Below are 20,462 nucleotides of genomic sequence, written 5' to 3' on the forward strand. Positions count from 1 at the left end.
GCCGTCGCGGGTTTCAGAGAGGCACCGGCAGGGACTGCCGGGGGCCTGGACTTACATGTCCATGCCCATGCCGCCCATGCCGCCGGGCATGGCCGGGGCAGCGGACTCGTCCTTCGGGGCTTCAGCGACCATGCACTCGGTGGTCAGCATCAGCGAAGCGACGGAAGCGGCGTTCTGCAGGGCGGTGCGGGTCACCTTGGTCGGGTCCAGGATGCCCATCTCGATCATGTCGCCGTAGGTGTCGTTGGCGGCATTGAAACCGAAGTTGCCCTTGCCTTCCAGGACCTTGTTGATCACGACGCTGGGCTCGCCACCGGCGTTGGACACGATCTCGCGCAGCGGGGCTTCGATGGCCTTCAGGATCAGCTTGATGCCGGCGTCCTGGTCAGCGTTGTCACCCTTGATCTCGCCAGCGGTCTGGCGGGCGCGCAGCAGGGCCACGCCACCACCGGCCACGATGCCTTCTTCCACGGCAGCGCGGGTGGCGTGCAGGGCGTCTTCCACGCGGGCCTTCTTTTCCTTCATCTCGACTTCGGTGGCAGCACCGACCTTGATGACGGCCACGCCGCCGGCCAGCTTGGCCACGCGCTCTTGCAGCTTTTCGCGGTCGTAGTCGCTGGTGGCTTCCTCGATCTGGATGCGGATCTGCTTGACGCGGGCTTCGATGTCAGCGGCAGCGCCGTTGCCGTCGATGAGGGTGGTGTTTTCCTTGCCCACTTCGACGCGCTTGGCCTGACCCAGGTCAGCCAGGGTCACCTTCTCGAGGCTCAGGCCGACTTCTTCGGCGATGACCTTGCCACCGGTCAGGATGGCGATGTCTTCCAGCATGGCCTTGCGACGGTCGCCGAAGCCCGGAGCCTTGACGGCCACGACCTTCAGGATGCCGCGGATGGTGTTCACCACCAGGGTGGCCAGGGCTTCGCCCTCGACGTCTTCAGCGATGATCAGCAGCGGACGGCCGGCCTTGGCCACGGCTTCCAGCGTGGGCAGCAGGTCGCGGATGTTGCTGATCTTCTTGTCGAACAGCAGCACGAACGGGTTGTCCAGGATCGCGGCTTGCTTTTCCGGGTTGTTGATGAAGTAGGGCGACAGGTAGCCGCGGTCGAACTGCATGCCTTCGACGACGTCCAGCTCGTTGTTCAGGCTCTTGCCGTCTTCAACGGTGATCACGCCTTCCTTGCCGACCTTGTCCATGGCGGAGGCGATGATCTCGCCCACGTCGGAGTCGCTGTTGGCGGAGATGGTGCCGACCTGGGCGATTTCCTTGGAGGTGGTGGTGGCCTTGGAGGCAGCCTTCAGCTGCACGACCAGGGCGGCCACGGCACGGTCGATGCCGCGCTTCAGGTCCATCGGGTTCATGCCGGCGGCCACGTACTTCATGCCTTCGCGCACGATGGCCTGGGCCAGCACGGTGGCGGTGGTGGTGCCGTCACCGGCGTTGTCCGAGGTCTTGGAAGCAACTTCCTTGACCATCTGGGCGCCCATGTTCTGCAGCTTGTCCTTCAGCTCGATTTCCTTGGCCACGGACACACCGTCCTTGGTCACGGTCGGGGCGCCGAAGGAACGCTCCAGCACCACGTTGCGGCCCTTGGGGCCCAGGGTGACCTTGACGGCGTTCGCCAGGACATTCACGCCTTCGACCATGCGGGCACGGGCGTCGGAACCAAAGACCACGTCTTTTGCTGCCATGTTGATTTCTCCGAAATTCTTGAATTGGGATCTGCCACGTTTCCAAGCCGCTCAGGCGGCGCCAAGGAAAGCGTAGCGAGCGGCGCGCTGGCTAGGCGGAAGGAGCGCAGAAACCGGAACGACCGAGCGGGTCGTGAGGATTTCGAGCAGCGCCCAACGACGCCAGCGTGACGCGCAGTAGCTTTACTTGGCGACGACGGCGAAGAGGTCTTCTTCGCGCATCACGAGCAGCTCCTCGCCGTCCACCTTGACGGACTGGCCGGAGTACTTGCCGAACAGCACGCGGTCGCCCACGGCCACGTTCAGGGCCACGAAGTCGCCCTTGTCGTTGCGCTTGCCAGGACCCACGGCCAGCACTTCACCCTGGTCGGGCTTCTCGGCGGCGTTGTCAGGGAGGACGATGCCGGAGGCCGTCTTGGTTTCGTTTTCCAGGCGCTTAACGATCACGCGATCGTGCAGAGGACGCAGTTTCATCACATCTCCTTGCTGAGAGTCTTGGGTCGTTGCGGGCCGGACGCCGGGAGGGCGCCCCAGCCATCACATCGGGACAAACCGGAGGAATTCCGGGTTGTTAGCACTCGACATATGAGAGTGCTAGCAGGAAAGGATTATAGGGATGACCCGCGGCGTTTCAAGAGGTGAGCCCACAAGCGTGCTGCGAGCGCCCCCAGCAAGAGGCTCACGGGCAGCAGGTAGAAGGGATCGCCACCGACCCGCTTGGCACAGGACAGCAGAAACAGCGTCCACAACCCGTGCAGGCCCAGGCGGTGCAGGCGGGACCAGCGGGCGGGGCCCAGGGCCCGGACGGCGGCGTCATGAGAGCTGAGAGCCATCAGCGTCAGCACCAGATAGCCCGAGCCGCCGAGGATCCAGCTGGGCAGCGAGGTCAGCTGCGCCCACAGCGCCGGGCTGGCCATGTGGTGCAGCACCACGAGGCCGGCCGCATGCAGGGCGTGCGAGGTGGCGAAGAGCAGGCCCCACTGGCGCCGGCGCTGCCGCAGCCAGTCGCTGAAGCGCCCCGGATGGAGGATCCGCCACGACGAGGCGACATAGGCCAGCAGGAAGAAGCACAGCGAGCTGCGGGCGGTGGCGCGGATCTGCAGCCGCACGCTGTCGACATCGGGTGACAGGCCCAGCGTCCAGGCGCACAGCAGGAGCAGGGCGGCCGTGCCCAGTCCCCAGGTGCCCCAGGCCGAGCCCGGGCCGAAGCGGCGGCCGGGGCGTTGAGCGCGGGGATCAAGAGGACCTGCGGGCAGGGCGGCGGTGGAGGGGCTCGGGCGTGGCATGGCGTCTGGTCCGGGAGTCGAGGTGGGCGGATGCTAGGAAGCCGACTTCCCGCGCACCATTCAAAATGCGCAGTGCTTACATTGGCCGGAGCCCGACACCGTGACATCGCCCCAGCGCCCCTACCACCATGGCCGCTTGCGCCGGGCCGTCATCGACATGGCCCTGCAGATCGCGGGCGAGACGGGCGAGGACCGCGTCAGCCTGCGCGAGATCGCCCGGCGCCTGGGCGTGTCCTCCGGTGCGCCTTTCCGGCATTTCGCCAGTCACGAGGCCCTGATGCAGGCCATCGCCGAGGAGGCGCTGGAGAGCCTGCGCCTGCAGCTGGAGCGCGAGCAGCACGGGCTGGGTCCCGGGGCACTCGCGCCGCTGAAGGCGCTGGGCGCCGCCTTTCTGGACTGGGCCCTGAGCCACCCGACAGCCTTTCGCCTGACCTCGGCCCGGCGCCTCTACCGCTTTGACCGTTCGGAGCGCCTGCGTGCGCAGTTCGCCGCCCTGCGCAGCCACACCTTGCAGCGCGTGCATCAGGCCCAGGCGGCCGGCTACTTCGCGGGTCTCGTTCCCGAGCAGGTGGCACTTGGGCTGCGGGCCATGGCCTATGGCCTGGCGCGCATGCAGATCGATGGGCAGTTGCCGCAATGGGAGGTGGCGGCGGCGCAGGTGCGCCCCACCCTGCAAGCCACCCTGGCCCAGCTGATCGACAACCTCGCCGGTGCGCCACCGCCTCCGCCGCTGCGCAAAAAAGAGGCAAAGTCTGCCGGCGCCTTCTGAATCAAGGGCTTGGCGCGGCCCTCACCGGGCCACCCACACACTTGTCCACAGCCGGCGTGGATGAACTGGCACAAGGCCGGCCCGCGGATACGCCTGCTTGCGACTGTGTCCGCGCGCTCAACGTCCGCGCAAAGTTCCCGCAAATGGGCCCCTGGAGCATGCGGTCTCCCATTCAACGAGGAGACTGAGGATGACAAGAGGCAAGACCTGGCCCCATCGCCTGATGGCCGGCCTTCTGTGCATGACGGCGGGCGGCGCCTTCGCAGGCACCGCCTGCACTCAGGTGCCGCTGCAGGCCAACGGCCACTATGACTTCGCGTCCCATCTGAAGGCGGCGCCGGGCGCCTATGGCAGCACGATGTGGCAGTCGCGCGGCCTGTGCTATGCCGACGGCACGCCCTGGATCGAACGCAAGTACGGCACCGACCAGGACGCGCCCTATGACCAGCGCTATGAGATGTACCGCAGCAATGCCCTGCCCAAGCGGCAGGCGCTGCCGCTGATCATCTGGGCGCATCCCAGCGGCCCCTCGCAGGTGATGATCGAGGGCAATGCCCGGCCGGACGAGACCTCGCCGCTGATGGAGAAGCTGGTGGTGCCGGCCGTCCATGCCGGCTTCGCCTTCATGTCCATCCAGTTCCGGCACCCGAGGGCCAGCCAGTCGGTGAAGCCGGAGAACTTCAATCCCCGGGTGCCCCACACGGACATCGCCCAGGCAGTGCAATGGGTGCGCTCGCGGGCGGCGGACCTGGGCGTGGACGGGGACAACATCTTCCTGCTCGGGCAGTCCCGCGGCTCGCTGGCCCTGCTCAATGCTTTCATGCCGGACCTGCAGAACCGCAGCAGTCCCGACTGGCATGCGCAGTCCTCACGGCCGAGCGCCGTGTTCGTGGTGCAGGCCCAGACCAGCTATGAGCACGCCGAGCTGCGCGACGATTTCATCCTGCCGCGCGCCACCGTGCCCGTGCCGCCCCTCACGCAGCCGGGCTTCGACTACCGGGCCTACCTGGATCGCAACGACCCGCCCTTCATCGCCCCCGGCAGCGCCCTCGCGGCCCTGGACCTGACGGACCCGCCCTTCTGGATGCGCTACGAGCGTGCCCCGACGGACCATGGCAACCTCGCCGTGGTACCGCTGGGCTCGCGCGTGGCACCGGAGGGCCAGGACCCGATGAAGGGCGGTGTCTGCTACGAACCGCCGGCGACCGACTACCCGGCCGTGGCAGACAGCGGCTGCTTCGACGAGCACCACCCCAACTTTGGCGCGGCGCTGGCGGCGCGTTTCCTGTCCCTGAATCCCTCGCCGCAGCAGCGGGCGGCGGTGGGCATCCAGTACGGTCCGCGCCGTGTGGGCCGGGCCCAGCTCGACAAGGTCTCCAACCACTTCTACGACGACTACACCTGCTTCTTCATCCAGAACCTGACCCCCGCGGGCGCCGTGCTGCGCGCCCAGGCGGTGCCGGCCTCGCAGTCGCCGGCCTGCCGGATCACAGACCACCCGTGGCCGCCGGCCTCGCTCTGAAGACAGGGCAGAACGCGGCGCTGGCCCGCCCCGTCCGGGCGTAGCATGCGCAGGCCCGCAGCCGCCGAGGCGCAGCGGCGGGACCTTTGGAGGAGCCCCCGACATGTCGATGACCAACGATGCACGCCGCCGCCCGCAGGGGCTGGCCGCGGGCCTGCTGGCCTGCCTGGCGCTGATGGCCGCGACCGGCGCCCGCGCGGATGCCGAGCCAGCCCCGGCCTTCAAACTGACACTGGGCCACTACCACTACCACTACCACTACAGCGACCAGGGCGCCGGCACCGACTTCAACCTGCGCTGGCGCAAGGGCGACAACAGCCTCTGGCTCGGCCACTACCGCGACCCGGTCTTCGGTGGTCAGGCCCGCATCGGCGGCGACGCCTCGCTGGACCTGGGCGGGGGCTGGTCCCTGCAGCCCTCGCTTCAGGCGGCCACCGGCGGCTTCGTCGGCGGCAGCGTGAACCTGCAGTGGGGCAGCCAATGGTTCGGGTTGGTGGGCTGGGGGCGCACCAATCTGCGGCCCTACTACAACCTCAATTTCGATCCCAATGACGCCATCACCCTGGGCGCCGGCCTGCATGACGAACACGGCGGGCTCTGGTCCGCTACCTGGATCGCCGACGACCGCCTGCACACCGGGCAGCGCCACCTGCACCTGAGCGGGCGCTGGACCGTGGCCGGCCAGCGCGTGCTCGTGGACCTGCTGCGCAAGACCGGGCAGGGCGACACCGGCCCCGTGCGCGCCTGGGGCTGGACCCTGGGCCTGGACGGCCAGACCCTGTTCCTGCGCCTGGCGCGCGACCCCAAGCAGAACTTCTCCGGCAGCGACGCCACGCGCGTCTCACTGGGCCTGCGCTTCTGAGCGCTTCCGAGACTTTCGCACCGCTGCCGAGGAGGGCGGCATGGACATCGATCCCGAGGGCCTGGCCATGGGGCTGGCCGGGCTCATGGGCGGCAGCCTGCACCCGGATGTCCTGATCCGCCTGCTGTCCTGACGCCGGGGCTCAGGCCTGCAATTGGGCCGGGGCCAGGTACTGCTGCCGGAACTCTTCGAAGGACAGGGTGTCCGCGGCCTCGACCGCGGCCTGTTCGGCCAGGGACTGGCGGGCCATTTCCGCGAAGGCGGCCTGCCGTTCGGCGCTCAGGGGCTGGGCCCGCAGATGGGCGCGCGCCTGCTGCGAGCAGTGGCCGATGAAGCGGATGTGGGAATGGCCGAACTCGCGGGCCATGGTCTCCAGCACGCGGGCGGAAGGCAGCTGCTCGGGATGCTGGAAGCGCTCCCGGGCCACGGTCAGGGCCTGGGCATAGGCCTCGCCGCCCAGCTGACGGTCCAGGTGGGCGCTCAGCGGGCCCAGCTCCTCCAGGAGCTCGGCGGCCCAGTCGCGCAGCAGCACGGGCTGGCCGGCGCGCTCCAGCTGCAGGCCGGGCTCGCGGCCGCGCGAGGCCGTCAGTTGCTGGTTGCGGGCCAGGGCGGCGATCTCGGCGGGCGTGTCCGGCGGGCTGTCCGACAGCAGGCAGTGCAGCAGGAAGAGGTCGATGAAGCGCATGGTCGATGCGCTGATGCCGACGGGCTCGAAGGGGTCCAGGTCCATGCAGCGGACCTCCACGTACTCCACGCCCCGCTCGCGCAGCGCATGCAGGGGGCGCTCGCCGCTGCGGATCACCCGCTTGGGGCGGATGGTGCCGTAGAACTCGTTCTCGATCTGCAGCAGGCTGGTCGAGAGCTGGTTGTACTCGCCGCCCGGGTTCATGATGCCGATGGCCTCGTAGGCCGGATAGGGCCGCAGCAGGGCGTCCTGCAGCGAGGCGGCATAGCCCTCCAGGCTGTTGTAGCTGACGGCCAGCGTGGACTGCGCATCGCTCTGGTAGCCCAGACGGCCCATGCGCAGCGAGGTGGCGTAGGGCAGGTGCAGGGTGCCGCAGGGCGCCTTGCCCTGGGCCGGCGCGGGGAAGGGCTGCAGGCCGTGGTCCCGGCCTTCGACGAAGCTCGAACACAGGGCCGGCGAGGCCCCGAACAGCAACAGAAGCAGGAAGCTGTGGCGGCGGAAATTGCGGATCAGGTCGAAGTACTGCTCGCTCGTGATGCCGGGCAGGGACCAGTTGTAGTGGATGCCCGAGATGGTCTGCATGCGCCGGCCATAGCGGTGGCCCAGACCCATGCGATAGACGCTCTTGGCCCGCCCGATGTTGGAGTAGCCGTAGCGGCCGATGGGGATGGTCTCGTCGGCGGGCAGGAAGCAGGGCATGCTGGAGGCCCACATGGTTTCCTCGCCCAGCAGGGTGTCGACCGCCTGGTGGATTTCCGTCAGCTCGGCCTCGCAGGCCTCGGCCGTGGCGTGCACGCTGGTGATGAGCTCCAGCTGGCTTTCGCTGAAGTCGGTGGTGACATGCGGATGCGTCAGCGCCGAGCCCAGGCCCAGCGGATGCGGCGTTGCGGCCAGGGAACCCTCCGGCGCGGTGCGCAGGCTTTCCTTTTCCACGCCGCGACGCATGCCTTGCAGTCGCTCGCGGTCCAGTGCTTCCAGTCGCTGCGGCCAGTTGTTCAAGGGGGGCTCCTCTGATTGTTGTGGTTCGCCAAGTTAACAGATGGCAATGGCGCCTGCTTGACTACGGACATGGCACTTTGTGCTAGTTGACCCGAGGGGCGTCAATGCGCCAGCGCATGACGGGTGCGGCGCCATTGCTGCTCCGAGCTGAATCCGGCCAGGCGTGCGGCCTCCGAGAGGCTGGCACCCTTCTGGCGGGCCCGCTCGGCCAGTTCCAGGCGGATGGACTGCAGGTAGCGCAGGGGGGTGGTGCCCGCATGCTCGCCGAACAGCCGTCCGAGGTGGCGCGGGGTCACATGGGCCACGGCGGCCATGCGGTCCAGGTTCCAGTCCTCGGCGGGACGGGCGCTGATGGCGTCCTGCACCCGGTGCAGGGCCGGATGCAGGTGGTGCCGGTGGGCCAGCAAGGGAGAAAGCTCGGGGTCCTGGGGATTGCGCCGCAGGTAGACCACCATGGTCTGGGCCACGCTGGCAGCGATGGCATCCCCGCAGCGGGCCTGGATCAGGTGCAGTGTGAGGTCGATGCCGGCGGTGATGCCGGCGCTGGTGGCCAGGGGGCCGTCCAGCACGAAGACGCGGTTGTCCACCACCTCGGCGGCCGGGGCGCGCTCGCGCAGCTCGTCCAGCAGCTCGTGGTGGGTGGTGCAGCGCCGCTGCTGCAGCAGGCCGGCCTCGGCCGCCAGCAGCGCGCCGGAGCAGATGCTGATCACGCGGCCGGCCCCCGCCTCCAGCAGCGTGCCGCCCACCTCGTGCAGCCAGCGCAGGGTGCGCAGCTGGTCGGCACGCTCGGCGCTGCCCGCCGCTGGCTCGCCAGGCTGCATGTGGCGGCAGCCGAGCAGGAAGAGCCAGCTGTCCGGCGTCAGGGTCGAGGGCAGGGGCTCGAGGCCGCCCACCATCAGCCCCACCGAGCTCGCGGCCTGCGGCTGCGCGGCCACGTAGCGCAGGCGGAAGGCTGGCGCCAGGCCCTGGCGCTGCAGGGCCTGGTTGGCCAGGCGCAGGGCCTCGGCCGGGCCTGCCAGGTCCAGCAGCAGGGCGCGGGGCTGGACCAGGAAGACGGCGTCGATGAGGGTGTCGGGCGGGCGCATGGCGCTGAGTATGCCTGTCAGATCAGGACATGGCCTTGGCGCGCTGCAGGGCCTGCTCCACCGTGCAGATGTGGGCGAAGCGGTCCTTCAGCACGGTTTCGGTGCGCAGCTTGATGTCCGCCGGGCTCAGCACCGCGCCGCTGTCGTGCTGCATGGCGAAGGTCAGCGTGGCCTCGGTGACGTAGTCCACCAGCCAGCCTTCGTCGCTGGCATGGCGGGTGGTGGTCTCGCAGCACTGCTCGGTGCGGATGCCGGCGACGATCAGGCGCTGGATGCCCTGCTGGTGCAGCCAGATGGCCAGGCCCGTGCCCACCAGGGCGCTGTGGCGGTGCTTGATGAACTCCACCGCCGCTTCGTAGGGCACCAGGCCGTCCAGCGGGCGCACATGGCCGGACTTCAGCGCGAAGGCGTTGTCGGCGGTCTCGGGGCCGTCGTTGTGCAGGATGCGCACGATGGGGATGCCCGCTGCCTGCGCGCCCTGGAGCAGGGCGTTGCTGCGCTCCAGGTAGGCGGGCAGCTCGGCCTCGTTCCAGTAGGGGCGGTGGCGGAAGGATTCCTGGACGTCGATGAAGATCAGGGCGGTGTTCATGAGTGCATTCCTTGCGGTGGTTGGGAATGTGCTCATGGTGCCGGGGCGGCGTCCGGGCGTCGCGCCGCATGCGGACCGCTTTCGGTCAGATCCGGACATCCATCGCCGGTGTCCGGATCTGACCCCGGCCTCAGCCGTGCGTCTTCAGGCCCAGGGCCTTCCAGCCTTCGAGGCCCAGCTTCTCCAGAGTGGCGATATTGGCCTCGTAGATGGCGTCGGTGTCCGGCATGGACTCCACGGCGCGCTCGATGCTCTCCTCGCGCAGCAGGTGCAGGGTGGGGTAGGGCGAGCGGTTGGTGAAGTTGCTGATGTCGTCCAGCTCGGTGCCTTCGAACTGGAAGTCCGGGTGGAAGCTCGCGACCTGCAGGAGGCCGTCCAGCTCCAGGTCCTCGACCAGCGCGTCGGCCGCGCCCTGGAAGTCGTTGAAGTCCAGGAAGTCGGTCAGCACCAGGGGGTGGATGAGGACCGTGGTCTCGGTCTCTTCCGGATCCGTGCGGCGCAGCAGCAGCAGCTCGTGCGCCAGCTCCTTCAGCAGCTCCTCGGGCGTGGTGGCCTCGCTGACCACGTAGCGCAGCTGCTTCTTCACCTCGACCGCCTTGGCGAAGGGGCAGAGGTTCAGGCCGATGACGGCCTTCTGGACCCAGGCGCGGGTCTGGTTGATCACTTGGTCTTTGTCCATATCAGGGCTCAAGGCTTGAACCAGCTTTCCACCAGACGCACCCACATGGAGCCGCCCAGCGGGATCAGTTCGTCGTTGAAGTCGTAGCTGGGGTTGTGCAGCGTGCAGGGACCCAGGCCGTGGCCGCCCACGCGGTGGGTGCCGTCGCCGTTGCCGATCAGGAAGTAGCAGCCGGGGATCTTCTGCAGGTAGTAGCTGAAGTCCTCGGCGCCCATGGTGGGCTCGAACTCCTGCACGTTCGCGGGGCCCACCAGGTCTTCCAGCACGCCGCGCACGAAGGCGGTCTCGGCCGGGTGGTTGATGGTGGGCGGGTAGTTGCGGCGGAAATGGAACTCGACCTCGCAGTCGAAGGCCTCGGCCGTGGCGCGGGCCACCTTCTCCATGCGCTGCTCGATCAGGTCCAGCAGCTCCAGCGTGAAGGTGCGCACCGTGCCCTGCAGCTCGGCGTGGTCGGGCACGACATTGGTGGCCTCGCCGGCCCGCAGCATGGTCACCGAGATCACGCCGGCGTCCAGCGGCTTCTTGTTGCGGCTGATGATGGCCTGGAAGGCATTGACCATCTGGCAGGCCACGGGCACCGGGTCGATCCCGAGATGCGGCATGGCGGCGTGGCAGCCCTTGCCGCGGATGGTGATCCTGAACTCGTTGCTGGATGCGAAGACCGGCCCGCTCTTGAGCGCAAACTCGCCGGCCTTCATCCCCGGCCAGTTGTGGATGCCGAAGATGGCCTCCATCGGGAACTGCTCGAAGAGGCCGTCCTTGATCATCTCGCGCGCGCCGCCGCCGCCTTCCTCGGCGGGCTGGAAGACCAGGTAGACGGTGCCGTCGAAGTTGCGGTGGCGGGCCAGATGCTGGGCCGCGGCCAGCAGCATGGCCGTGTGGCCGTCATGGCCGCAGGCATGCATCTTCCCCGCATGCTGGCTGGCATGGGCGAAGGTGTTGTGCTCGGTCATGGGCAGGGCGTCGATGTCCGCCCGCAGGCCCAGGGTGCGCGTGCTGCTGCCGTTCTTCAGGATGCCCACGACGCCGGTCTTGCCCAGGCCGCGGTGCACGGGGATGCCCCAGGCCGTCAGCTGCCGGGCGATGAGTTCCGAGGTGCGTTCTTCCTGGAAGCAGAGTTCGGGGTGGGCGTGGATGTCGCGGCGCAGGGCGGTGAGGGCCGCGGCGTCCGCGAGGATGTCGGGGATGAGTTTCATGGACAGGCTCCAGGCGCCGGTGCGGGACCGGTCCCGGGGCAGTGTACCCGTCGAGCCCCGACCGACCGCTCAGCGCTTGACCTTGCCGTCACCGGTCAGCATGGAGAGCTCGACGAAGTTGGAGGCTACGCGCCGGCCGGGGCCGAACTTCACCGGGAAGCCGCCGGCGTTGTAGTTCTGCAGGCTCTCCAGGGCGCTGACCAGGGCCTCGCGGCTGCCCTTGCCATTGATGCGGCGCAGGCCTTCGCTGATGACCTTGGCGGCCAGGAAGCCCTCCATGGCGGTGTAGTTCAGCACGTGGCTGCCACCCGCCTTCTGCGCGGCGGCCTGGTATTCGGCCACGACTCCGGACGCCATGCCGAAGGGATAGGGCATGACCTGGCTGACCACGATGCCGTTGGCCTCCCGGCCCAGCTCGTCCAGCAGGGCCTGGGTGCCCACGAAGCTCACGTTGAAGAACTGGCCCGAGTAGCCGGCCCGGCGCGATTCGCGGATGAAGGCCGCGCAGCTCTTGTAGGCGCTGACCAGCACCACCGCCTCGGGCTGGGAGGCCGCCAGCTTGCGGGCCGCCTCGGCCACGTCCACGCTGTTGCGCTGCACGGTGGCGGTGGCATGCACAGTCAGCTTGCGCTGCATCAGGGCGCGCACCACGCCGTCCAGGCCGGCCTTGCCGTAGGCGTCGTCCTGGTGGAAGACGGCGATCTTGCTGAGCCCCAGCTGGGTCAGCTGCCGGACGATCAGGGCCGTCTCGTCGTTGTAGGACGCGCGCAGGTGGAACACCCACGGATTGGCCGGATCGCGCAGGGCCTCTGCGCCAGTCAGGGGTGCGAAGAAGGGGATCTTGGCCTGCTGCACCAGGGGCAGGGCGGCCAGGCAGGTGGGCGTGCCCACATAGCCGAAGAGGGCGAAGGCATGGCCGGCGATCAGCTGCTCGGTATTGGCCTTGCAGCGCTCGGGCTCGTAGCCGTCGTCCAGGGTGCGCAGCTCCACGGGCAGGCCGCCGATGCCGCCGCTGGCGTTGACGCCGTCGAAGTAGAGCTTCGCCCCGGCCTGCATCTGCAGGCCCAGCTGGGCCGCGGGGCCGCTCAGCGGTGCCGACTGGCCCAGCACGATCTTCTTCTGGTCCTGGGCCTGGCTCCACAGGGGCAGGGCGGACAGGCTGGCGAGTTGGGCAAGGGCGAGGCGGCGGTTCATGGGCGGGGACGGGACTGCAAAAAGCCGCGGAGCGTATCGCAAATCTAGGGTTTACCCTGTAACTAATTGCCGAACTTCGCCCTTGCGAAAGGCTCGGGCAGGGCGCTTGTGCAATAGTGCTCGGATGAACGCCCCCGAGCCCGCCATCGCCAGCCGTGTCGTCCACGGCGCCTGCCCGCACGACTGCCCCGACACCTGCGCCCTCAAGATCACCGTCGAGAACGAGCGGGTGGTCAAGGTCCAGGGAAGGGCGGAACACCCGTCCACCCACGGCGCCCTGTGCACCAAGGTGTCCCGCTACCCGGAGCGCACCTACCATCCCGAACGCCTGCTGCAGCCCATGAAGCGGGTCAGCGCCAAGCATGAGGCGCCGCGCTTCGAGCCGGTCAGCTGGGACGAGGCCCTGGACGACATCGCCCGCCGCCTGCGCGCCATCGCCGCGCGCGACCCCCAGGCCATCCAGCCCTACAGCTATGCCGGCACCATGGGCCTGATCCAGGGCGAGAGCATGGCCGCGCGCTTCTTCAACGCGCTCGGCGCCGCGCGGCTGGACCGCACCATCTGCGCCTCCGCCGGGGCCGAGGCGCTCAATGCGACCTACGGCAGCCGCGTGGGCATGCACCTGCGCTTCTTCGCCGAGAGCCGGCTGATCCTGATCTGGGGCAGCAACTCCATCGCCTCGAACCTGCATTTCTGGACCTACGCCAACCAGGCCAAGCGCAATGGCGCGAAGCTGGTCTGCATCGATCCCCGCAAGACCGAGACGGCCGACAAGTGCCACCAGCACATCGCCCTGCTGCCCGGCACCGACGGCGCCCTGGCCCTGGGCCTCATGCACGAGCTGATCGTGAATGGCTGGCTGGACCAGGACTACCTGGACCGCCATGTTGACGACTGGCCCGCGATGCGCGAGCGGGCGTTGCAGTGGCCGCCGCAGCGCGCGGCCGAGGTCTGCGGCATCACGGCGGACGAAGTGCGCCAGCTGGCCCGCGAGTACGGCACCACGGCCCCTGCGGCCATCCGCCTCAACTACGGCATGCAGCGCGTGCACGGCGGCGGCAATGCAGTGCGACTGATCGCGCTGCTGCCCTGCCTGACCGGCGCCTGGAGGCACCGTGCCGGCGGCCTGCTGCTGTCGGCCTCGGGCTGGGCGGCACGGGTCAAGAACAGCCAGGCCCTGGAGCGCCCGGACCTGCTGGCGGGCCGCCAGCCGCGCATGGTCAACATGAGCGCCATCGGCGAGGCCCTGCTGCGCGAGGCCTCGCCCGAGTTCGGGCCGCGCATCGAGGCCCTGATCGTCTACAACAGCAATCCCGTGGCCGTGGCGCCTGACACCGCCCAGGTCCTGCGCGGTTTCCAGCGCCCGGACCTCTTCACCGTGGTGCTGGAGCACTTCATGACCGATACGGCCGACCAGGCCGACTACGTGCTGCCTGCCACCACGCAGCTGGAGCACCTGGACGTGCACACCAGCTACGGCCACACCGATGTGCTGCGCAACGAGCCGGCCGTCGCGCCACTGGGTCAGGCCAAGCCCAACACGCAGATCTTCCGCGAGCTGGCCGCCCGCATGGGCCTGGACGACCCCTGCTTGCGCGAGACCGACGAGCAGCTCGCCGCCCAGGCCTTCACCGACGCCATCGACCAGGACCAGCTCAAGGCCCAGGGCTTCGTGAGCCTGGATGTGCCCGAGGCGCCCTTTGCCGAGGGCGGCTGGCCCACGCCCACGGGGCGGGTGCAGTGCGTCTCGCCGCGCTACGGCCTGCCGGACCACGTACCCAATCGCGAGAGCCGGCTGAGCAGCCCGGAGCTCGCGGCGCGCTACCCGCTGGCCATGATCTCGCCGCCGGCGCGCAACTTCCTCAACAGCAGCTTCGTCAACGTGAAGAGCCTGCGCGACATCGAGGGCGAGCCCCTGGTCGAGATGCATGCCGACGACGCCGCGGCGCGCCGGCTCGAGCATGGCCGCATGGTGCGCATCTTCAATGACCGCGGCAGCCTGCAATGCCGCCTGCACATCAGCGAGCGCGCACGGCCCGGCGTGGTCAACGGCCTTGGCGTGTGGTGGCGCAAGCTCTCGCCGGGCGGCGAGAACGTCAATGCCGTGACGCAGCAAGGCCTCACGGACATCGGCGGCGGCGCCACCTTCTACGACTGCCTGGTCGAGATCGCGGCCGTCTGATGGGGGGGCGGATCCGGGCCCCGGGTCGTGCCGGTCTGTGGGCGGCCCTGCTGCTGCCCTGGCTGACGGGCTGTGCCCAGCTGGGCTATCTGGGGCAGGCCGTCAGCGGCCATCTGCAGCTGGTGCAGGCGGCCCGGCCCGTGGATCAATGGCTGAGCCAGCCGGACCTGGACCCCGCCCTGAGGGAGCGCCTGCTGCTCAGCCAGCGGCTGCGCGACTACGCCACCGGCACCCTGGCTCTGCCGGACAACGCCAGCTACCGTCGCTATGCCGACCTGGGGCGGCCTGCCGCCGTCTGGAACGTGGTCGCGGCCCCGCCCTACAGCCTGCAGCTCAAGACCTGGTGCTATCCGCTGATGGGCTGCGCCGGCTATCGCGGCTTCTTCGACCGCGCCGCGGCGCAGGCCCTGGCCGAGCAGCTCAAGGCCGAGGGCTGGGAGCTGCAGGTCTATCCCGTGCCCGCCTACTCGACGCTGGGCTGGGGCAACTGGCTCGGCGGCGACCCCTTGCTCAACACCTTCATCCGCGACGGCGAGGGCGAGCTCGCCGGCCTGATCTTCCACGAACTGGCCCACCAGCAGGCCTATGCGGCCGACGACACGGAGTTCAACGAGAGCTACGCTACCGCCGTGGAGCGCATGGGCGCCCGGCGCTGGCTGGCTGAGCATGGCAGTGCGGAGGCCGCGCTGGCCTATGAGCGCCAGCGTCAGCGGCGGGACGAGTTCCTGGCCCTCGCCCTGCGCGGGCGGGAGCGCCTGGCCGGCGTCTACGGGCAAGACCTGACCCCCGAGGGGCGCGCGGCCGCCAAGCGCGAGGCCATGGCCGCCATCCAGGCCGACTACCGCCGGTGGCGCGACGGGCCCTGGCAGGGCTGGGCGGGCTATGACGGCTGGTTCGCCCGCGCCAACAACGCCGCCTTCGGCGTGCTGGCCGCCTATCACGGCCTGGTGCCGGCCTTCGAGCGCCTGTTCGTGGCCCAGGGCTCGGACTGGCCGCGCTTCCATGCCGAGGTGAAGCGCCTGGCGGCCTTGCCCAAGGCCCAGCGTCGGCTAGAGTTGGGCTCTTCCGAATGACGCTGCTGCGACCCCCTCACCATGGCTGACATCCACATCCACCGCGACCATCAACTGGGCCTCGAGAAGGCCCGCGAAGTGGCCTGGGCCTGGGCCGAGCAGGTCGAGCAGAAGTTCGACATGGAGTGCACCGTGATCGAGGGCGACACCAGCGACACCGTGGAGTTCGAGCGCTCCGGCGTCAAGGGCCAGCTGATCGTCACCGGCGACCACTTCGAGCTCGAGGCCAAGCTCGGCTTCCTGCTGGGCGCCTTCAAGTCCACCATCGAGGCCGAGGTCCAGAAGGAACTCGACACGCTCCTGGCCCAGTCCGGCGGCGGCAAGAAGCCGTCAAAGAAGAAGGCCGGCTGACGACCGGCGGCGCAGCCCGCGCAGCGCACGCATGGTGCGGATCCCACTGCGCCGGCCCATCGCCAGCAAGACCTGACCCCACCAAAAGAAACAGCCAGGCTGAAGCCTGGCTGTTTCTCCGCACGGTCGCTCAAGGCCACCTGGTTTGTATTGCGCGGCGCAGCCCGCGCCCCCGCACGGATCGTGCGGATCCGGCTCTGCCGGGCCGTCACGATCGCCCCCCAGGGGGGCTCGCGAAGCGAGTAGGGGGGTTATTTCAGATCATTGATGAGGTCGATGTATTGCTGCATCGCCTCGTCATTGCTCGTGCCCTTCAGCGCGGCCCAGGCGTCGTACTTGGCGCGGCCGACCATGTCGGTGAAGCCGGGGCGCGAGCCTTCCACGTCGCCGCTGCTGGCCTGCTTGAACAGGGCATATATCTTGAGCAGGGTCATGTTGTCGGGGCGCTCGGGCAGGTTCTTGGAATCGGCCACTGCGGCGTCGAATTGCTCTTTGAGGCTCATCTCGTCTCCTTGGGTTTTTCGGCACCAAAGTTTGGTGACAATCGGGATGGACACCGAGCATATTACCCAGCAATGTCTGGGTCAGACACTCTAGAACGAGGAGCACGCCTTGGCCGCAGCAGAACGCATGTCCCGGGTCGATACCGCCTGGTTGCGGATGGATACCGAGCAGAACCTGATGATGATCGTCGGGATCTGGACCCTGCGGCCGCGGCTCTCGCTGCAGGACCTGCGCCAGCGGGTCGAGGAACGCCTGCTGCAGTACCGGCGCTTCCGCCAGAAGGTGGTGGAGGACGCGCTGGGCGCGCAGTGGGTCGACGATGAAGACTTCGACATCGCCCGCCACGTCGTGCCCGGCACGCTCAAGCCCGCGCGCGGCCAGTCCCTGCAGCAGGCCCTGCAGGAGCGCGTCGGTGCGCTGTGTGCCGAGCCGCTGGATCCGGCGCATCCGCTGTGGCAGTTCGAGCTGGTCGAGGACATGGACGGGGAGAGCGCGCTGATCGCCCGCATCCACCATTGCATCGCCGACGGCGTCGCGCTGATCGCGGTGATGCTGTCCATCACCGACGGCGGCCAGCCTCCGCCCAAGCGCCGCCGCCACGAGCCCGTGGTCGAGGAAGACCACGACTGGCTGACCGACGCCCTGCTCAAGCCCATCACCGACCTCACCATCAAGGCCATCGGCGTCTCGGGCGCGGCCATGTCCAAGGGCGTGGACCTGATGCTGGCGGCCGACCATCCCATCGACCATTCCCTGCATGCGGCCAAGCTGGGCTATCAGGCGGTCAGCGACGTCGCGGCCTTCGCGCTGATGTCCGATGACTCGCCCACCAGCCTCAAGGGCAAGCCCGGCACCGTCAAGCGCGTGGCCTGGGATGAAGGCCTGCCGCTGGATGCGGTGAAGGCCGTGGGCAAAGGGTTCAACTGCTCGGTCAACGACGTGCTGCTGTCCTGCGTGGCCGGCGCCATCGGCCGCTACCTGCGCTCGCGGGGGGAGGCGGTGGATGGCAAGGAGATCCGCGCCATGGTGCCGGTCAACCTGCGCCCGCTGGAGAAGGCCTACCAGCTGGGCAACCGCTTCGGCCTGGTGCCGCTGGTGCTGCCCATCGGCATTGCCAACCCGGTGGAGCGGCTCTACGCGGTGCGCGCCCGCATGCAGGAGCTCAAGGGCAGCTTCCAGCCCATCATGGCCTTCGGCCTGCTCTCGGTGGCGGGTCTGCTGATCAAGCCGGTGCAGCACGCCATGCTCAACATCTTCGCCAAGAAGGCGACGGCCGTGATGACCAATGTGCCCGGCCCGGCGGAGGCCCTGAAGTTCTGCGGTGCCACCGTGGACCGCGTGATGTTCTGGGTGCCGCAGTCCGGCGACATGGGCGTGGGCGTGTCCATCCTGACCTACGCCGGCAAGGTGCAGTTCGGCCTCATCACCGACGAGAAGCTGTGCCCGCATCCGCAGGCCGTGATCGACCAGTTCGCGCCTGAGTTCAACCAACTGCTGATGCTGGCCCTGATGCTGCCCTGGGGCGACGAGCAGCTGTCGGACGTCGACGGCGCCTGAGCGGCGCGCCGCGTGCGCCCATGAAAAAAGCCAGGCTGCGGGCCTGGCTCTTTTCTTATGGGCAGGGCCGGCATGGCGCCGGCCCGGATCCTCACTTGGACTTCTGGGCCTTGGGGCGGCCGGCGGCGGTCGGGTAGGCCGACATCACGCGGGCGGGATCGGCGTTGTCCAGGTAGGCCACGTACTGGGCTTCGGTGCACTTCAGGGCCTTGCCTTCGGTGTACTCGCCGCGCAGCTGGCCCTTGGCGTAGACGAAGCGGTATTCGTTGTCGTCACGGGCGGTGTCGAAGCTCACGGTGTGCTGGGCGGCACATTCGGCACGCAGGGCCTGCACTTCGCGGTTTTCAGCCGGCTTGGCGGCCTGGGCCAGGGAGGTGCCCAGCAGGGCGGCCAGGGCGATCAGGTGGAACTTCTTCATGATGCAACCTTTGCGACGAATGCGGTGAGACGGTGCGGAGCGGGCCTCGTGGACCCGCCCGGCGGTAAAAGTGCACACAGCTTAGCGGCCCGCAGGCCTGATGACCATTGAGGGCATCCACCGAGCAGGGGCGAAATCCGTGCGCTTTCCCACGAATCGCCGGGGGTGCCCCCGCGGCTGCGGGGGGCCGGGAAGCCCCGGATCCAGGGCCTCCCCGCGCGAGGCCTCACTCCTCCAGCTCTTCCTTGGCGAGCTCCACGTCCAGGCATTCCATGGCGTCCATGGGCTCGCAGGCGGCGGCGTCGGCGTAGAGCTGCTCGGCCACGGCCATGCGCTTGTCGCCCTCCAGCATGACCAGGCCGTTGGCACGCTCGATCATGGCGATGGCGCTGGTGGGGTTGAGCTTCAGCGCCTGCTCGAACATCTTGAGGCCGGTGGCCGTGTCGGCCCCCTGGGTCTTGCCCAGCAGCTTGCCGACCTTGTCGATCACCTCGGCATGGAAGGCGCCCAGGGCGATGTGGGCGTCGGCATGCTTGGGGGCCAGCTCGATGGCCTTCTCCAGCGCCGCCTTGACCTTGCCGCCCAGGCCCTGGGCCAGGGCCTTGGCCACGCTGATGCCCTGGCTGTAGCGGCCCAGGGCATAGGCCTGCCAGTACCAGGCGTTGGCGTTCTTCGGCTCGGTCTCCTGCAGGCTCTCGGCCCGCTCGGCGACCTCCAGGAACATCTCCAGCTTGGCCTTTTCCTTCTTCTCCAGGTAGTTGGCGTAGATGGCCTGGGCCTTGTTGGCCACGGTGATGCCGGCGCTGCCCGCGGCCAGGCCGGCCTCGTAGGCCTTCTGGAACTCACCGGCGTGGAAATGGATCCAGGCCTGCTGCACGGCGGCGTCCTTGGGGAAGGGCTCGGCGTCGCCGGCGTGCAGGCGGGCCCAGTGCTTCTTCAGGCTGGCGGCGTCGTACTGGAAGGCCGCGTTGTCGTAGGGGAAGGCAGTCCACTTGGCCATCGATGTCTCCGTGTTGTGTGTGGGGTGTGCCGCCGGGGGCAGGTCTTGCGCCTGGCGGCCGGCTAGCCGTTGTAGCGGCCGGCCAGCGTGAAGAGGTGCTCGCGCGAGCCGGGTTCAAGATAGGGCAGCAGGGTGCTCAGCACATGGAAGGCGCCGCGCATCAGCGCGCTGCCGGCGCGCTCGGGCTCCAGGGCGTGGCGCGGGTCGCGCACGTATTCGTAGCTTAGCCAGTAGCTCTGCAGCACCACCATGGCCTCGGCCGTGGGGCCGGCGTCGCGGGGTTCCATGCGCAGGGCGCCGCCATGCTGCAGGCCGGACAGCACCGCGCGCATGGCCTGGCCCTTGTGCGCCAGCACGGTCTGGAAGTGCGTCTCCAGCTTGCGGTTCTTGGAGAGTAGGTCGTTGAGGTCGCGGTAGAGGAAGCGGTGCTTCCAGATCAGCTCGAAGAGCATGTGGAAGAAGAGCCAGGCGTCTTCCACGTTGCGGACGTTGTCCGAGGCGCCCAGCAGCTCGGTGAGCTCGCGCTCGTAGGCCGCGAACAAGGCGTTGATCAGCTCGTCCTTGGCGGGGTAGTGGTAGTAGAGGTTGCCGGGGCTGATGTTGAGCTCGGCCGAGATGAGCGTGGTCGAGACGTTGGGTTCACCGAAGCGGTTGAACAGGTCCAGCGTGACTTCGAGGATGCGTTCTGCGGTGCGCCGCGGCTTCTTGGTGGCCATGGAATGCTTTTAGTGGCTGTCTCGGCTGATTCTGGCACCAAGACGAGTCCCTACTCTAGGGGTTTGGCTCCAGCGCCAGCAGGAATTTGGCACGCTCCCTACAATC

General features: G+C 68.7%; 20 protein-coding genes. 7 read left to right on the plus strand and 13 right to left on the minus strand.

The features are described 5' to 3' along the window. Positions 1 to 51: 51 nt before the first annotated feature. From groL to ABDJ40_RS10125, 3 genes are all read right to left on the minus strand, one after another. Entirely contained in the window at positions 52 to 1,689 is a 1,638-nt protein-coding gene (gene groL, locus ABDJ40_RS10115) for a chaperonin GroEL (RefSeq protein ID WP_347609280.1), read from the minus strand. Positions 1,690 to 1,872: 183 nt separating this feature from the next. Next, positions 1,873 to 2,163, minus strand: coding sequence for a co-chaperone GroES (gene groES, locus ABDJ40_RS10120; RefSeq protein ID WP_183103857.1), 291 nt, complete (start codon positions 2,161 to 2,163; stop codon positions 1,873 to 1,875). Between the two features lie 134 nt (positions 2,164 to 2,297). After that, complete coding sequence (locus ABDJ40_RS10125) at positions 2,298 to 2,975, minus strand: hypothetical protein (RefSeq protein WP_347609283.1); 678 nt, start codon at positions 2,973 to 2,975, stop codon at positions 2,298 to 2,300. Between the two features lie 100 nt (positions 2,976 to 3,075). On the opposite strand from ABDJ40_RS10125, the gene ABDJ40_RS10130 reads away from it, so the two are divergent. The 3 genes from ABDJ40_RS10130 to ABDJ40_RS10140 all read left to right on the plus strand — a co-directional run bounded on the left by ABDJ40_RS10130 (position 3,076) and on the right by ABDJ40_RS10140 (position 6,128). Beyond that, entirely contained in the window at positions 3,076 to 3,744 is a 669-nt protein-coding gene (locus ABDJ40_RS10130; RefSeq protein ID WP_347609285.1) for a TetR/AcrR family transcriptional regulator, read from the plus strand. A 190-nt stretch (positions 3,745 to 3,934) separates the two neighbouring features. Continuing rightward, positions 3,935 to 5,266 (plus strand): alpha/beta hydrolase, encoded by a 1,332-nt coding sequence (locus tag ABDJ40_RS10135; protein ID WP_347609287.1) that lies wholly within the window; start codon positions 3,935 to 3,937, stop codon positions 5,264 to 5,266. A 103-nt stretch (positions 5,267 to 5,369) separates the two neighbouring features. After that, positions 5,370 to 6,128 carry a hypothetical protein gene (locus tag ABDJ40_RS10140; protein WP_347609289.1) on the plus strand — a complete coding sequence of 253 codons (759 nt, stop codon included), beginning with the start codon at positions 5,370 to 5,372 and terminating at the stop codon, positions 6,126 to 6,128. 142 nt (positions 6,129 to 6,270) lie between these two features. Here ABDJ40_RS10140 and gshA read toward each other — a convergent pair whose 3' ends face one another. The 6 genes from gshA to ABDJ40_RS10170 form a co-directional block, all read right to left on the minus strand. Next, positions 6,271 to 7,812 (minus strand): glutamate--cysteine ligase, encoded by a 1,542-nt coding sequence (gene gshA, locus ABDJ40_RS10145; RefSeq protein ID WP_347609291.1) that lies wholly within the window; start codon positions 7,810 to 7,812, stop codon positions 6,271 to 6,273. Between the two features lie 101 nt (positions 7,813 to 7,913). Beyond that, positions 7,914 to 8,897: a GlxA family transcriptional regulator gene (locus ABDJ40_RS10150; protein ID WP_347609293.1), complete on the minus strand. Its 984-nt coding sequence runs from the start codon at positions 8,895 to 8,897 to the stop codon at positions 7,914 to 7,916. A 22-nt stretch (positions 8,898 to 8,919) separates the two neighbouring features. Beyond that, positions 8,920 to 9,486, minus strand: coding sequence for a cysteine hydrolase family protein (locus ABDJ40_RS10155; RefSeq protein WP_269630269.1), 567 nt, complete (start codon positions 9,484 to 9,486; stop codon positions 8,920 to 8,922). A 130-nt stretch (positions 9,487 to 9,616) separates the two neighbouring features. Continuing rightward, positions 9,617 to 10,165: a DUF1415 domain-containing protein gene (locus ABDJ40_RS10160; RefSeq protein WP_347609294.1), complete on the minus strand. Its 549-nt coding sequence runs from the start codon at positions 10,163 to 10,165 to the stop codon at positions 9,617 to 9,619. Between the two features lie 8 nt (positions 10,166 to 10,173). After that, entirely contained in the window at positions 10,174 to 11,361 is a 1,188-nt protein-coding gene (locus ABDJ40_RS10165) for a M20 aminoacylase family protein (RefSeq protein ID WP_269630267.1), read from the minus strand. A gap of 69 nt (positions 11,362 to 11,430) precedes the next feature. Continuing rightward, positions 11,431 to 12,555, minus strand: a complete 1,125-nt coding sequence (locus ABDJ40_RS10170) for an ABC transporter substrate-binding protein (RefSeq protein WP_347609296.1) — start codon at positions 12,553 to 12,555, stop codon at positions 11,431 to 11,433. A 124-nt stretch (positions 12,556 to 12,679) separates the two neighbouring features. Here ABDJ40_RS10170 and ABDJ40_RS10175 point away from each other — a divergent pair, with 124 nt between their 5' ends. From ABDJ40_RS10175 to ABDJ40_RS10185, 3 genes are read left to right on the plus strand one after another with little or no spacing between them, the layout of a single operon-like run. After that, complete coding sequence (locus ABDJ40_RS10175) at positions 12,680 to 14,737, plus strand: molybdopterin-containing oxidoreductase family protein (RefSeq protein WP_347609298.1); 2,058 nt, start codon at positions 12,680 to 12,682, stop codon at positions 14,735 to 14,737. Continuing rightward, positions 14,737 to 15,810, plus strand: a complete 1,074-nt coding sequence (locus ABDJ40_RS10180; RefSeq protein ID WP_347609300.1) for an aminopeptidase — start codon at positions 14,737 to 14,739, stop codon at positions 15,808 to 15,810. Before ABDJ40_RS10175 ends, ABDJ40_RS10180 begins: the two co-directional genes overlap by 1 nt. Before the next feature lie 21 nt (positions 15,811 to 15,831). After that, complete coding sequence (locus tag ABDJ40_RS10185; RefSeq protein ID WP_347609302.1) at positions 15,832 to 16,161, plus strand: polyhydroxyalkanoic acid system family protein; 330 nt, start codon at positions 15,832 to 15,834, stop codon at positions 16,159 to 16,161. Positions 16,162 to 16,412: 251 nt separating this feature from the next. On the opposite strand, the gene ABDJ40_RS10190 is transcribed toward ABDJ40_RS10185, so the two are convergent. Continuing rightward, on the minus strand, positions 16,413 to 16,664 hold the full coding sequence (locus ABDJ40_RS10190; RefSeq protein ID WP_347609304.1) for an acyl-CoA-binding protein: 252 nt from the start codon (positions 16,662 to 16,664) through the stop codon (positions 16,413 to 16,415). 127 nt (positions 16,665 to 16,791) lie between these two features. Between ABDJ40_RS10190 and ABDJ40_RS10195 the strand changes: the two genes are divergently transcribed. Beyond that, positions 16,792 to 18,222, plus strand: coding sequence for a wax ester/triacylglycerol synthase family O-acyltransferase (locus ABDJ40_RS10195; protein ID WP_347609306.1), 1,431 nt, complete (start codon positions 16,792 to 16,794; stop codon positions 18,220 to 18,222). Between the two features lie 91 nt (positions 18,223 to 18,313). Here the strand turns inward: ABDJ40_RS10195 and ABDJ40_RS10200 are convergent, their stop codons facing one another. The 3 genes from ABDJ40_RS10200 to ABDJ40_RS10210 form a co-directional block, all read right to left on the minus strand. Further along, entirely contained in the window at positions 18,314 to 18,640 is a 327-nt protein-coding gene (locus tag ABDJ40_RS10200) for a hypothetical protein (RefSeq protein ID WP_347609308.1), read from the minus strand. A 226-nt stretch (positions 18,641 to 18,866) separates the two neighbouring features. Then, positions 18,867 to 19,640, minus strand: coding sequence for a tetratricopeptide repeat protein (locus tag ABDJ40_RS10205; protein ID WP_347609310.1), 774 nt, complete (start codon positions 19,638 to 19,640; stop codon positions 18,867 to 18,869). Between the two features lie 62 nt (positions 19,641 to 19,702). Beyond that, on the minus strand, positions 19,703 to 20,356 hold the full coding sequence (locus ABDJ40_RS10210; RefSeq protein ID WP_269630257.1) for a TetR/AcrR family transcriptional regulator: 654 nt from the start codon (positions 20,354 to 20,356) through the stop codon (positions 19,703 to 19,705). Between the last annotated feature and the right edge of the window lie 106 nt (positions 20,357 to 20,462).

It is taken from the genome of Roseateles flavus (assembly GCF_039872765.1).
Lineage (GTDB): Bacteria > Pseudomonadota > Gammaproteobacteria > Burkholderiales > Burkholderiaceae_C > Roseateles_B > Roseateles_B flavus.